This is a genomic window from Nostocoides veronense (assembly GCF_039531185.1).
GTDB lineage: Bacteria > Actinomycetota > Actinomycetes > Actinomycetales > Dermatophilaceae > Nostocoides_A > Nostocoides_A veronense.
In genome coordinates this window covers 154,833-167,636 of the sequence record NZ_BAAAPO010000042.1, presented here as the reverse complement: position 1 = coordinate 167,636, position 12,804 = coordinate 154,833, and the positions used below count along the sequence as shown (strand labels likewise).

At 68.3% G+C, this 12,804-nt stretch carries 15 protein-coding genes and 2 tRNA genes; 11 read left to right on the top strand and 6 right to left on the bottom strand.

What is annotated here, in order from left to right; genetic code table 11:
- Nucleotides 1-8: 8 nt before the first annotated feature.
- From ABD225_RS13795 to ABD225_RS13775, 5 genes are all read left to right on the top strand, one after another.
- Nucleotides 9-779, top strand: a complete 771-nt coding sequence (locus ABD225_RS13795) for a fumarylacetoacetate hydrolase family protein (protein ID WP_344086493.1) — start codon at nt 9-11, stop codon at nt 777-779.
- Nucleotides 780-803: 24 nt separating this feature from the next.
- Complete coding sequence (gene gltX / locus ABD225_RS13790) at nt 804-2,321, top strand: glutamate--tRNA ligase (protein WP_344086490.1); 1,518 nt, start codon at nt 804-806, stop codon at nt 2,319-2,321.
- A 92-nt stretch (nt 2,322-2,413) separates the two neighbouring features.
- A complete protein-coding gene (locus ABD225_RS13785; RefSeq protein WP_344086487.1) occupies nt 2,414-2,962 on the top strand; it encodes a Uma2 family endonuclease in 549 nt (182 codons plus the stop codon).
- A gap of 109 nt (nt 2,963-3,071) precedes the next feature.
- Nucleotides 3,072-3,143: transfer RNA gene (locus ABD225_RS13780), tRNA-Gln, on the top strand.
- Nucleotides 3,144-3,212: 69 nt separating this feature from the next.
- Nucleotides 3,213-3,285: transfer RNA gene (locus tag ABD225_RS13775), tRNA-Glu, on the top strand.
- 58 nt (nt 3,286-3,343) lie between these two features.
- Here ABD225_RS13775 and ABD225_RS13770 read toward each other — a convergent pair.
- Nucleotides 3,344-4,096 (bottom strand): IclR family transcriptional regulator, encoded by a 753-nt coding sequence (locus tag ABD225_RS13770; RefSeq protein ID WP_344086484.1) that lies wholly within the window; start codon nt 4,094-4,096, stop codon nt 3,344-3,346.
- A 129-nt stretch (nt 4,097-4,225) separates the two neighbouring features.
- Between ABD225_RS13770 and leuC the strand changes: the two genes are divergently transcribed.
- The 3 genes from leuC (at nt 4,226) to ABD225_RS13755 (ending at nt 6,970) form a co-directional block, all read left to right on the top strand.
- Nucleotides 4,226-5,620, top strand: a complete 1,395-nt coding sequence (gene leuC / locus ABD225_RS13765; RefSeq protein ID WP_344086481.1) for a 3-isopropylmalate dehydratase large subunit — start codon at nt 4,226-4,228, stop codon at nt 5,618-5,620.
- Nucleotides 5,621-5,635: 15 nt separating this feature from the next.
- A complete protein-coding gene (leuD, locus tag ABD225_RS13760) occupies nt 5,636-6,229 on the top strand; it encodes a 3-isopropylmalate dehydratase small subunit (protein ID WP_344086478.1) in 594 nt (197 codons plus the stop codon).
- A gap of 168 nt (nt 6,230-6,397) precedes the next feature.
- Entirely contained in the window at nt 6,398-6,970 is a 573-nt protein-coding gene (locus ABD225_RS13755) for an HU family DNA-binding protein (RefSeq protein WP_344086475.1), read from the top strand.
- Between the two features lie 79 nt (nt 6,971-7,049).
- On the opposite strand, the gene ABD225_RS13750 is transcribed toward ABD225_RS13755, so the two are convergent.
- Together ABD225_RS13750 and cofC are read right to left on the bottom strand one after the other, a co-directional pair.
- Entirely contained in the window at nt 7,050-7,271 is a 222-nt protein-coding gene (locus ABD225_RS13750) for a hypothetical protein (protein ID WP_344086472.1), read from the bottom strand.
- 5 nt (nt 7,272-7,276) lie between these two features.
- Nucleotides 7,277-7,897, bottom strand: coding sequence for a 2-phospho-L-lactate guanylyltransferase (cofC, locus tag ABD225_RS13745; protein WP_344086469.1), 621 nt, complete (start codon nt 7,895-7,897; stop codon nt 7,277-7,279).
- A 67-nt stretch (nt 7,898-7,964) separates the two neighbouring features.
- Between cofC and ABD225_RS13740 the strand changes: the two genes are divergently transcribed.
- Nucleotides 7,965-8,723, top strand: coding sequence for a lysophospholipid acyltransferase family protein (locus ABD225_RS13740; RefSeq protein WP_344086466.1), 759 nt, complete (start codon nt 7,965-7,967; stop codon nt 8,721-8,723).
- 4 nt (nt 8,724-8,727) lie between these two features.
- On the opposite strand, the gene ABD225_RS13735 is transcribed toward ABD225_RS13740, so the two are convergent.
- Complete coding sequence (locus ABD225_RS13735) at nt 8,728-9,807, bottom strand: trans-sulfuration enzyme family protein (RefSeq protein WP_344086463.1); 1,080 nt, start codon at nt 9,805-9,807, stop codon at nt 8,728-8,730.
- A 73-nt stretch (nt 9,808-9,880) separates the two neighbouring features.
- Here ABD225_RS13735 and ABD225_RS13730 point away from each other — a divergent pair, with 73 nt between their 5' ends.
- On the top strand, nt 9,881-11,011 hold the full coding sequence (locus ABD225_RS13730) for a D-alanine--D-alanine ligase family protein (protein WP_344086460.1): 1,131 nt from the start codon (nt 9,881-9,883) through the stop codon (nt 11,009-11,011).
- A 6-nt stretch (nt 11,012-11,017) separates the two neighbouring features.
- Here ABD225_RS13730 and ABD225_RS13725 read toward each other — a convergent pair whose 3' ends face one another.
- Together ABD225_RS13725 and ABD225_RS13720 are read right to left on the bottom strand one after the other, a co-directional pair.
- Nucleotides 11,018-11,389 (bottom strand): DUF3515 family protein, encoded by a 372-nt coding sequence (locus tag ABD225_RS13725; RefSeq protein ID WP_344086457.1) that lies wholly within the window; start codon nt 11,387-11,389, stop codon nt 11,018-11,020.
- 62 nt (nt 11,390-11,451) lie between these two features.
- Entirely contained in the window at nt 11,452-11,685 is a 234-nt protein-coding gene (locus tag ABD225_RS13720) for an Lrp/AsnC family transcriptional regulator (RefSeq protein ID WP_344086454.1), read from the bottom strand.
- A gap of 95 nt (nt 11,686-11,780) precedes the next feature.
- Here ABD225_RS13720 and thiL point away from each other — a divergent pair, with 95 nt between their 5' ends.
- Complete coding sequence (gene thiL, locus ABD225_RS13715; protein ID WP_344086451.1) at nt 11,781-12,776, top strand: thiamine-phosphate kinase; 996 nt, start codon at nt 11,781-11,783, stop codon at nt 12,774-12,776.
- Nucleotides 12,777-12,804 lie beyond the last annotated feature (28 nt).

The window sequence follows — 12,804 nt, the reverse complement described above, 5'->3', positions numbered from 1 at the left end:
TGGGGTCCATGCGGATTGTGCGGTTCAGCGCTGGGGAGGACCCGGCATATGGCGTGCTCGAGGCGGACGGCAGCACCGTCGCGCAGATCATGGGCGATCCGATCTATGCCGGGGTGCAGTTCACCGGCGAACGCTTCGCGATCGATGAGGTGCGCTTGCTCGCGCCGGTGATCCCGCGCAGCAAGATCCTGGGGATCGGGCGCAACTATGCCGATCACGCGAAAGAGATGGGCGGTGAGGTCCCCTCGTCACCGCTGGTCTTCCTCGTGCCGAATACCTCGGTGATCGGGCCCGATGATCCGGTGGTCCTGCCCTCGTTCACGCAGGAGGTGCACTACGAAGGCGAGTTGGCGGTCGTCATCGGCCGCATCGCCAAGGACGTCCCGAAGTCCCGGTGGCGCGAGGTGGTCTTCGGGTTCACCTGCGCCAATGACGTCTCGGCCCGCGATCTGCAACGCGGCGACGGCCAGTGGGCTCGGGCCAAGGGCATGGACACCTTCACCCCGCTCGGCCCCGCGATCGCCACGGATCTCGATCCCTCCGACCTGCAGCTGGTGACGCGCCGCGATGGTGTGGTCGTTCAGGAGGCCTCCACCGCCGATCTGGTCTTCGATGTGCCGACGCTGATCGAATTCTTGTCCGCGGCCTTCACCCTGCTGCCCGGCGATGTCATCTTGACGGGCACGCCCGCCGGTGTTGGGCCGGTGGATCATGGCAGCCGGGTCGAGGTGGAGATCGAGGGCATCGGAACGCTCGCCAATCCGTTCGTGCGCCGCTAAGCGCCAACCTAGAATCGGGTCACTATGAGCAAGTACAAACTCGGTCCGGTGCGCCTGCGTGTGGCCCCCTCGCCGACCGGTGATCCCCACGTCGGCACGGCATATATGTCGCTCTTCAATCTGGCCTTCGCGCGCCAGCAGGGCGGCCAGTTCCTGCTGCGGATCGAGGACACCGACCGGGCCCGCTTCCGCGCCGACAGCGAGAAGCAGGTCTTCGACACCCTGCACTGGCTGGGCCTGAACTGGGATGAAGGGCCCGACATCGGCGGGCCGGTCGGGCCATATCGGCAGTCCGAGCGACTCGAGACCTATGCGCCCTATGTCAAGAAGCTGCTGAAGTCCGGGCACGCCTATCACTGCTGGTGCAGCCCCGAGCGCCTGACGGCGATGCGGGAGGAGCAGCAGAAGAACAAGTTGCCGACCGGCTATGACCGGCTCTGCCATGGCAAGAGTGAGAAGGAGCGCCGCGAACTGCCGGGGTTCAGCGAGAACCCGGTCGTGCGCATGTTCATCCCGGATGACGTCGATCTGGACTTCGACGACCTCATCCGCGGCCGAGTCAGCGCGCCGCGACCCGACGATCAGGTGATCCTCAAGGCCGACGGCTTCCCGACATACCACCTGGCCGTTGTCGTCGACGACCACGAGATGGAAGTGACGCATGTCGTGCGCGGTGAGGAGTGGATCTCCTCAACGCCCAAGCACCTGTTGCTCTACAAGTGGCTGGGCGTGGACGCGCCGAAGTTCGCGCATATGCCGCTGCTGCGCAATGCGGACAAGTCCAAGATCTCCAAGCGCAAGAATCCCGCGGCCCGGCTGACGTGGTTCGTCGAGGAGGGCTACCTCCCCGAGGCGCTCGTGAATTTCCTTGCGCTGCTTGCCTATCCGCCGGCTCAGGACGCGGAGGGCAATGACGTCGAGAAGTTCACCTTCGCCGACTTCTCGCGGGAGTTCGCTTGGTCGAAGATCAATCCGGTCGGTCCGATCTTCGATCTGAAAAAGCTCGAGTGGCTCAATGGCGTCTACATCCGCGACCTGGAGCTGAACGATTTCACCTCCCGGCTATTGCCCTATCTCGAGCGCGAGGGCGTGCTGTCCGGCGCCCCCAGCCTCGGCGAACTCGGCCGGCTGAAGGATGTCGCGGCGCTGATCCAAACGCGGATCGCGCTGCTGAAGGAGGCCGTTCCGTTGGCGCTGCCCTTCTTCGTCGCCGATGACCAGTTGCTCATCGAGGACGACGCGCGCGCTTCGCTCGGCGAGGATGCGGCGCAGGTGCTGGACGCGGCGATCGAGGCGCTGTCCGATATTGACGACCACCTCGCCTCGCTGGTCGGCGGGACCGATTGGAATGCCACTCGGCTCGAGGAGACGCTGCGCACCACGCTCGTCGACGGTCTGGGCAAGAAGGCTCGCTTCGCCTTCGGCCCCCTGCGCGTCGCCGTCTCCGGCGCCCGCATCTCGCCGCCGCTCTTTGAGTCGATGGAAATCCTCGGCAAGACCTCGACCCTGGCCCGCCTCCACGCGCTCCGGGAGAGTCTGTAATAAGCCGACCCGTCCTGTGGATAACGAAGTCGACACACTTCGGAAGGCCACCAGACTTTAGGGCATGGCGGCCACGGCGAGAGTGAGGGACGATGAGTGCTGTGACGATCATGTCGGCCGGCCGGGCGTTCACGCGCGCGGATCTCGATCGGTTGCCCGATGATGGGCGCCGACACGAGTTATTGGACGGGTCCCTGATCGTGACCCCCGCCCCATCGCCGAGGCATCAGCGTGTGCAAATGCGCCTGATCGCCCTCTTGCTCCCCGCCGTGCCCGCCGGACTCGATCTGTTGGCGGCCCCGGTGGATGTCGCCCTGGACGGCGCCACGATCCTTCAGCCAGACCTCCTGCTCGCCGAGCGGGCACGCTTCACGGACAAGGATCTGCCGTGCGCGCCGCTGCTGGCCATCGAGATTCTCTCGTCCAGCACCCGTCGTTTCGACCTGCTAACCAAGCGGGCGGCATACGAGACCGCCGGCTGCGAGCACTACTGGGTGATCGACCCGGAGGCGCCGAGTATGACGGCATGGCGCTTGGTCGACGGTGAGTATGCGGACCCGGTGCGCGCCCTCGGGGACGAGGAGTTCACCGTCACGGCACCACTGGTGGTGGGCTTCCGCCCTGCCGATTTGCTGGCGTGAGCCGTCGCGGCCGGACTAACCGATTTTGGGCGGGCGAGGGGAGCCGGTAGCATTGTTCCTCGGTTCACCGCCCGCGCGTGCCTTGGCACGAAGGGGCGGGGATACCCCTTGGGGTATAGTGTAATTGGCAACACTAGTGATTCTGGTTCACTCATTCTAGGTTCGAGTCCTGGTACCCCAGCTCCCGCAGCCGCCTCGGCTGCAGGATTCGGTAGTCGCGATACTTCTCCAGTATCGTTACTACTTCCACGGCCCCGTTGTGTAGCGGTCTAGCACGCCGCCCTCTCAAGGCGGTAGCGCGGGTTCGAACCCCGTCGGGGCTACGTAATGAAAGGCCCCCTGCATCCGCAGGGGGCCTTTCGCATGCCCTGCGCAGCGGCTTCAGTGGGCCTGGGCGCGGGCGGCGGCGTCTTGGGCGGCCGCGTGGCGGGCCAGCACCTCGGTCAGCTTGTTCGCCCCGGCGATGACGGTCGCGGCGTGCAGGCGCCCCGGTTGGCGCGAGAGCCGCTCGATGGGGCCGGAGATGGACACCGCGGCGATGACGCGGCCGGAGGGGGAGCGGACCGGGGCGGAGACCGACGCGACGCCGGGCTCGCGTTCGCCGACGCTCTGGGCCCAGCCGCGCCGGCGGACCCCAGAGAGCGTGGTGGCATTGAAGGCCGCGCCATGCAGGCCGCGGTGCAGCCGGTCGGGTTCCTCCCAGGCGAGCAGCACCTGGGCCGCGGAGCCGGCGAGCATCGACAAGGTCGCGCCGACGGGTATGGAGTCGCGCAGGCCCACGGGGCGCTCGGCCGCGGAGACGCAGACGCGATGATCGCCCTGGCGCCGGAAGAGCTGCGCGGACTCATTGGTGTGATCGCGCAAGGCGCCGAGCACCGGGCCGGCGGCGGCCAACAGCCGGTCCTCACCGGCGGAGGCGGCAAGCTCACCGAGGCGCGGACCAAGGACGAAGCGGCCCTGCAGATCGCGCGAGACCAGACGGTGGTGCTCCAGGGCGACCGCGAGGCGATGAGCTGTCGGGCGCGCCAGTCCGGTCGCTGTCACGAGCTGTGCCAAGGTGGCGGGGCCGGATTCCAAAGCCCCCAAGACGATGGCGGCCTTGTCCAGAACGCCGACCCCACTCGAGTTGTCCATGTCTTGATATTGCCGTCTCATTGCCTGAGACGCAAGTTCCAGGGCCGGTTACGCGTGGAAACCTTCCGAGGAAGTGCGTTAAGCCGTCCCGAGTGCCGGGGCGGCGTGAGGGAAAGAAGGGCAGGCGGCATGGGCCGGACAGTCGCGGAGAAGATCTGGGCGGACCATGTGGTGCGCAGCGTCGAGGGCGAGCCGGACATCCTCTACATCGACCTGCACCTGATTCACGAGGTCACCTCGCCGCAGGCCTTCGACGGCCTGCGCCTCGCCGGCCGGCCGGTGCGTCGCCCCGACCTGACCCTTGCGACGGAGGACCACAACGTCCCGACGACGCCCGGACCGATCACCGATCCGGTCAGCCTGACGCAGGTCGAAACGCTGCGCACCAATTGCGCAGAGTTCGGCGTGACGATCTATCCGATGGGTGACGCCGAGCAAGGAATCGTGCACGTCGTCGGCCCGCAATTGGGCCTGACGCAGCCGGGTATGACGATCGTCTGCGGGGACAGCCATACCTCCACCCACGGGGCCTTCGGGGCGCTCGCCTTCGGCATCGGCACCAGCGAGGTCGAGCACGTGCTCGCCACCCAGACCTTGCCGCTGAAGCCCTTCAAGACGATGGCGATCAATGTCGAGGGGCATCTCGCCGAGGGCGTCACCGCCAAGGACATCATCCTCGCGGTCGTCGCCAAGATCGGGACCGGCGGTGGCCAGGGTTATGTCTTGGAATACCGCGGCGCGGCCATCGAAGCGCTCTCCATGGAAGCCCGAATGACGGTCTGCAATATGTCGATCGAGGCGGGCGCGCGTGCTGGTCTGATCGCGCCGGACCAGATCACCTTCGACTACCTCCAGGGCCGCGACCATGCGCCCACCGGCGCGGACTGGGATGCCGCTGTCGCCTATTGGTCGACCTTGCGCACCGACGATGACGCCACCTTCGATGAGGTTGTCGAGATCGACGCCAACAGCCTGACCCCGTTCGTCACCTGGGGCACTAATCCCGGCCAGGGCGCGCCGCTGAACGCGAGCGTCCCGGACCCGGCGCTGATTCCCGACGAGAACGAGGCGCGCGCGGCGGAGGCGGCACTGGCATACATGGGCCTCACCGCAGGAACTCCGTTGCGAGAGATCGCCGTTGACACCGTCTTCGTCGGCTCGTGCACCAATGGTCGCATCGAGGACCTGCGCGCGGCGGCCGCGATCGTCAAGGGCCGCAAGGTTGCCGACAGCGTGCGTATGCTCGTCGTCCCCGGCTCGGCCCGGGTGCGGCTGCAGGCCGAATCCGAAGGTCTGGACGAGGTTTTCCGCGCCGCGGGCGCCGAATGGCGACTGCCCGGCTGCTCGATGTGCCTCGGCATGAATCCCGATCAGTTGGCTCCCGGTGAGCGCTCGGCCTCGACCTCCAATCGCAATTTCGAAGGTCGGCAGGGCAAGGGCGGACGCACCCACTTGGTCAGCCCGCTCGTGGCGGCCGCGACGGCCATCCGCGGCACCCTCTCCTCGCCCGCCGACCTGGACTGACGAAAGGCAACAACCATGCAGGCCTTCACTTCCCACACCGGCATCGGGGTTCCGCTGCGCCGCAGCAATGTCGACACCGACCAGATCATCCCCGCCGAATACCTCAAGCGCGTCACGCGCACGGGCTTCGAGGACGGCCTCTTCGCGGCCTGGCGCAAGGACGAGAGCTTCATCCTCAATCAGGGGCCATATGCCGAGGGTTCGGTCCTCGTGGCCGGTCCGGATTTCGGCACCGGCTCGTCGCGCGAGCACGCGGTGTGGGCGCTGATGAATTATGGCTTCCGCGTGGTGATTTCGAGCCGCTTCGCCGACATCTTCCGGGGCAACTCCGGCAAACAAGGATTGCTCACCGCGGTGGCATCGCAGGACGACATCGAGCTGATCTGGAAGTACCTCGAGAACAGCCCGGGTGCCGAGATCACCGTCGATCTGGGCTCGCGGACGATCACCGCTGGGGAGATCGTCGCGCCTTTCGAGGTTGACGAATACACGCGTTGGCGGCTGCTCGAAGGCCTCGACGACATCGGTCTGACAATGCGTCACGAAGCGAATATCACTGAGTACGAACAGAATCGGCCGACTTTCAAGCCCCTGGTCATCAACGCCTAAGCGAGCAAAACGCTCGAAGTCGTTGCGACACGGCGAAACTCATCGCGTCATCTTTCTGGACTAACGGGGTTCGGGGTCCTACCGTCGAGAGCGAACCGGGTTGTCGTAGTTGCCGGTTCGCAGGGTCGCCGGCCCCTCCGGCATCGACATGATGAAGAAGGTTCCCACGTGAACAAGGCAGATCTCGTTGCGGCGATCGAAAGCAAGCTGGGCAGTCGCAAGGCTGCCACGGAGGCCGTCGAAACCATCCTCGAGGCGATCGTCACCGAGGTGTCCAAGGGTGGCAAGGTCGCTCTGACCGGCTTCGGCACCTTCGAGAAGGCCGCCCGCGCCGCGCGCACCGGCCGCAACCCACGCACCGGCGAAACGGTCCGCATCCGCAAGACGGCCGTCCCGCGCTTCACCGCGAGCGCAAAGTTCAAGGGCTATGTCGCCGCCCCGAAGTCGATGCCCAAGGGCGCCCCGCTCGCGCGCGCCAATAGCGCTGCCGCGACCGCCGCCGCGGCTCCGGCGGCAAAGAAGACCGCCAAGGCAGCGCCGGCGAAGTCGGCCGCCAAGAAGGCGACGACCAAGGCCGCGACCACCAAGGCAGCCGCGAAGTCGGCGCCGGCCAAGGCCGCCAGCAAGACCGCGAAGGCCGCCACGACCAAGGCTGCGCCAGCGAAGTCGGCCGCCAAGAAGTCCAGCACGACCAAGGCCGCGACCGCCAAGAAGTCGACGGCCCGCAAGTCCGCGAAGTAGTCCCCGCTCATCGATTCAGGCCCGTCGCGCAGCTCGCGCGTCGGGCCTGAATCATGCGCTCTCCCAGTCGTTCTGGGAATCAGTGGATGGCCTGGCCCTCGCCGATCCCGACGATCCACAGCCGCTCGACGCTGGCGGGCTCCCCATCGCCGAGCGCCAGGCTGACCCGCTGGCCGATCCGCAGCCCAAGCAACCCGCTGCCCACGAGTGCGTCAGCGGTGAACGGCAACACCCGGCCGCCGTCGAGGATCACCTCCCCGGAGGCGTCCGTCTCGACATAGCGAAAGATGCTGCCCTGCATGGGCTTCACAGTAGCGCCGTCGCGTCGGCGAGCACGGCCGCCGTATGCCGTCCGCACCCCAGCGCGAGGACCGTCGCCAGGTCGTCGCGCACGTCGACATCGGTGCGCAGTCGCGGCAGGTCGAGATCGAGCCGGGTATGCCCGGCCGCTTCGTGTCGTGCCGCCGAGCCGTCGCCGAAAGACGGCGCGAGATCGGCGCCCACCGCGGTCAGCAGGACTGTCCCGAAACCCTGGTGGTCCGGAACGACAGCGCGGGGGAGGCCACCGCATACCTCCAAAGCGGAGAGGAGATCCGCTGCGGTGAGGGCCGGCAGATCGCCGAGCAGGGCCGCCCGCATCGGCGGCGGCGAATCCGCCGCGAGGCCAGCGCGAATCGCATCGTTCAGGCCAGTCCCCGGGTCGGGGAGGACGAGGGCGCCGGCCGCCTCGGCATATGGGCCTACCTGTTCATCGCCGGTCACCACAACGAGACCGGCCGGGCCGATCGCCTCAAGGACGGCGTCGATGCTGTCCAGCGCGAAGGCGCGGGCCAACCGGTCCCGCGACGCGACCGCGAGCCGGGACTTGCCTAAGGGCGCGCCCTTGACCGGGACGACCACGCGCCACCCGCGCGCCGCATCGGACATGCCCCCGATCGTGTCACGCCGGCCGTAGGCTGCACCCGACCGACCCCCCCCACCGACGAGGCGATGTATGCGCACCGCAGACCAGCGATCCCTGCCCCTGGCGTATCGATTCGTCGTGTCAGTGGTCCGGCCGCTGCTGCGGCTGCTGACCAAGCAGGACTGGCGTGGGATGGAGAACATTCCGGCGACCGGCGGCTTCGTCGCCGTCCCCAATCACCTCTCGCATATCGACCCGCTGACCTTCGGGCACTTCATGTATGACAGTGGGCGACCGATCTTCTTCCTCGGCAAGGAGAGCGTCTTCCGCGTCCCGGTGATCGGCTGGATCGTGACCAAGGCCCAGCAGATCCCTGTTTATCGCGGCACGTCCCAGGCCTCCGATGCCTATCGCGCGGCGGTGGCGGCGGTGCGCGCCGGACGGCCAGTCGGTGTCTACCCCGAGGGTTCTCTCACGCGTGACCCCGACATCTGGCCGATGCGCGGCAAGACGGGAGCCGCGCGGATCGCGCTGGAGACCCGCAGCCCCGTCATCCCCGTGGCCATGTGGGGGCCCCAGGAGTTGCTCGCGCCCTATGCGAAGCTGCCGAAGCTCTTGCCGCGCAAGACAATGCGCATCACGGCGGGAGCGCCGGTGGACCTGACGGATCTGTATGACGTGCCCGACCAGCGGGCCGCCGTCGCCGAGGCAACGCGGCGGATCATGGCGGCGCTGACGTCCCAATTGGAGACCATCCGCGGCGAGGTCGCGCCGGTCGAACGCTACGACCCGGCCCACCACGGGCAGAGCGAGTTCGGCCACCCGAAAGACCTGCCGAAAGCCTCCTGATAGCTCACACGCCGGCGGCGGCAAGCGCCTGGTCGATATCGGCCCAGAGGTCCTCGACATCCTCGATGCCGACACTTAGACGCACCAGATTGTCCGGCGTAGTCGCCGGCTCGAGGGGGATCGCCCGGCGGCGCTCCCACTGCGACTCCACGCCGCCGAGCGAGGTGGAGTGGCTGATCAGGTGGGCCGCACGGCATACGGCATCCGCGGCGGCGGCCCCACCGCGGATCTCGATCGAGACCATCGCCCCGAAGCCGGGATAGCGGACCTTCTCGACGCGCGCGTCGGCGCGCAGACGCGCGACGAGTTCTCCCGCGGTGGCGCAGGCACGCTCGAAACGGACTGCGAGAGTGCGGATTCCGCGGGTGGCGAGAAAGACCTCCATGGGTCCGGGGATGCCGCCCCCCAGGGTCCGGCGGCGATGCAGAGCGGCATACCGATCCTCATCGGCGGCTCCCACCACGAGGACGCCCATCAGCAGATCGGAATGGCCCGAGAGGTATTTCGTCGCCGAGTGCATGACGATGTCCGCCCCGAGCGAGAGCGGCTGCTGCAACAAAGGGGTGGCGAAGGTGTTGTCGACGACGCTGACCGCACCAGCCGCCCGAGCAGCGGCACACGCCGCGCCGAGATCCGCGACATCGAGCAGCGGATTGGTCGGGGACTCCAGCCACAGCAGGTCCGCCCCATCGACTGCAAAGCCGACCGCGTCGGGATCGGTGATATCGGCCCACCGGACGCTCCAGCGCCCGCTCGCCTCCCCCTCGCGCAGCACTGCGTCGACGCCGTTGTAGACCCCGGAGGCCGCGACGACCACCGCGCCATGGGGCACCAGGGAGAGCACAGCATCGGCCGCCGCCATGCCGGACGCGAAGGCCAGCGCCCGGCCGCCCTCGAGTTCGCCGATGATCTCCTCGAAGGCCGTCCACGTCGGATTGCCTTGGCGCGCATAGACAACCGGCGCACCAACCTCATAGGTCGAGGTGAAGTGCGGCGGGACAACCACTCCCGCTCCCGGGCCGCGCGGCGGACGACCGGCGGCGACGACGGTGCTTGCGGGGCGCAGGGAGGTGGGGTGCGGCATACCCGCGACAATACGACGTCCGTGGGGCGTGGTTCGGGCCTCGTCCACGCGCCCGCAGGTAACCTCGGGAGCAATGAGCACCTCGCCTGAATCCAGCAAACTGCGCGTCGCCCTGCTCTTCGGGGGGCGCTCCTCCGAGCACGCCGTGTCCTGCGCCACGGCGGCTGGCGTGATGCGGGCCATCGACCGGGAGCGCTACGACGTGCTGCCGATCGGTATCGCGCCGGATGGCAAATGGGTTCTGCTGGAAGACGATCCGTCCGTATTGGAGCTGACCCGCGGGCATACCCCTGCCGTGCCCGAGTCCGCGACCGGGGTCGTGGTGCCGACGAGCACCCGCGACCGCGGCCTGCGCACCCTCGACGCCGGGCAGGTGCCGCGCGAGCTCGGCGAGGTCGATGTGGTTTTCCCGCTGCTGCATGGGCCATATGGCGAGGACGGCACCGTGCAGGGGCTGCTGGAGCTCGCCGATCTGAGGTATGTCGGGTCGGGGGTGCTCGCGTCGGCGGCGGGGATGGACAAGCACTTCATGAAGGTCGTTTTCGCGGGGGCGGGGCTGCCGATCGGTCCGCATACGGTGATCACCGACGCGCAGTGGCGGCACGACCCGGCGACTGCCCGGGATGCCTGCGCCAGCCTCGGCCTGCCGCTCTTCGTCAAGCCGGCCCGGGCCGGTTCGTCGATGGGCATCACCAAGGTCGATTCGCTGGATGACCTCGACGCGGCGATCGAGGAGGCGCGCCGGCACGACCTGAAGGTCGTCGTCGAGGCGGGCATCGACGGCCGTGAGATCGAATGCGCTGTGTTGCAAGGGCGGGACGGCGCTCTGCCGCGCACCTCTTCGGTCGGTGAGATCGTCGTGCGGCCCGGCCATGGGCATGCGTTCTACGACTTCGAGGCGAAGTATCTCGACGGCGATGCGGTGGAGTTGAATTGCCCCGCCGAAGTGCCGGGCGAGATCCAGGAGCGCATTCAAGCACTGGCCTCGCAAGCCTTTCTCGCGCTCGGATGCGAGGGGCTGGCACGGGTGGACTGCTTCTATACGCACTCCGGGGATGTGCTGATCAACGAGATCAACACCATGCCGGGCTTCACCCCGAGTTCGATGTATCCGCGGATGTGGGAAGCCAGCGGGATGAGCTATCCGGAACTCATCGACGAACTGATCGCGCTCGCGATGGAGCGTCCGGTGGGGCTGCGCTGACGGCGCTCAGCCGATGCAGCGGCGCTCAGTGCGCGGCAGGCTCTTGGCGACCGTCGTGAAGTCGGTCAGCAGCATCGGTTCCGGGGCGTATGCGGACGGCACCAGCACCTCGATCGCCGGATCGGTGCCATAGGTCGCGAAGGCCGCGCCGTCATCCAGTGGGCGCACCACCCAGTCGACCCCATTGACCGCAAGGCATTCCAGGGTCGTCGGCTCGAGGGGCGCGAGGCCGCAGCGGGCGATCACCGGCGGGTCGCCCCACGCGGCAACCGCCGGATCCGAGGGATCGGTCGCGCGGGCCGCGAGATCACCGAGCGCGGCGGGCCAGGCGAGCTCACGGCATACCGACGAGGCGCCGGAGGCCTGCGGGATCGTCACCTCGACGGCGCTCGAGCAACCGACGAGCGCGCCACCGAGGACCAGCAGGCCCGCGGCCGCGATCAGACGTGGACGACGGTGCAGGTCAGCGTCCGGGTGATGCCGGGAACTTCCTGAATCCGGGCGATGACGAGCTTGCCGAGGTCGTCGACCGTGGGGGCCTCGACGCGCGCGATGCAGTCATAGGGGCCGGTCACATCCTCGGCGAGCGTGACGCCGGAGATGCCGGAAACGGCCTCTGTCACCGAGGCGGACTTGCCGACCTCGGTCTGGATGAGGATGTAGGCCTGAACCACGTTGGTCCCCCTTCGGGCGGGTCGAGCGCGCACCGGATGCGATGCGATGGGTGCAATCCCAACTGGGATCTCGCCTGAACGCTACCCTGCACGACGTGTCGTCGTCTCCCCGGGGTGTCGTGGCCGATCTCACCGAGGATGAGTTGCTCGCCGAGGTGCTCCCCCTTCTCGCCGGCCCGCGCCGCGACCGCCTCGGGCCCGGCGATGATGCGGCGATCCTCGAGTCTGCTGGGGCGATCGTCGCGACGACCGACACGATGGTGCGGGGGCGGGACTGGCGCGATGACTGGTCGAGCCCTGAGGATGTCGCCGCCAAGGTGCTGATCGCCAATCTCGCCGATGTCGCGGCGATGGGCGCGGTGCCGACGTCGATCCTGTGCACCCTGGTCCTGGACCCGCAGACGCCCGTGGACTGGGTGCTGCGCTTCGCCCGCGGGTTGGGGGAGCAGTGCAGGAGGTATGCCGTGAGCGTCGCCGGCGGGGACCTCTCATCCGCGCCCGCGGGCGTCGCGATGGTGACCATCGCCGCCTTCGGCGAGTTGCCGGGTGATCCGGTGCTGCGCTCGGGGGCGCGACCGGGGCACGTGCTCGCCGTGACCGGGCCGCTAGGCCGCTCGGGGGTCGGTTTGGCCTTGCTGGAGGGCGCGTCTGCGGGGGGCCCGGTGGGTGGTGAGCTTCCGGCGGCTGGTGTCGCGCACCATCTGCGGCCGAGTTCACCGCTGGGGCAGGGCCCGATCGCCGCCGCGGCGGGGGCGAGCGCGATGCTGGACGTCTCGGACGGGCTCTCGCGGGATGCGGCGCGACTTGCCCGAGCCAGCGGGGTGGTGTTGCGTATCGACGGTTCGGCCTTGGCGCCCGATTTGAACTGGGCGGAGACCTATCTCCCGCGGGACCTGGCGCGGGCCTGCGTCCTCAATGGCGGGGAGGAGCACAGCCTGTTGGCGACCTTTCCCAATGCGGCGAGCGTGCCGGCATACTGGCGGGTCCTCGGGCGGGTCGAGACGGTGCCGGACGGCGCGAACCCGCAGGTCTTCCTCGACGAGCGGCCGCTGGCGGAGGCCGGTTGGGATCACTTCCACCCGGCTCGCTGAGGGCGGGCGCACATGACGGCGGCCGGAG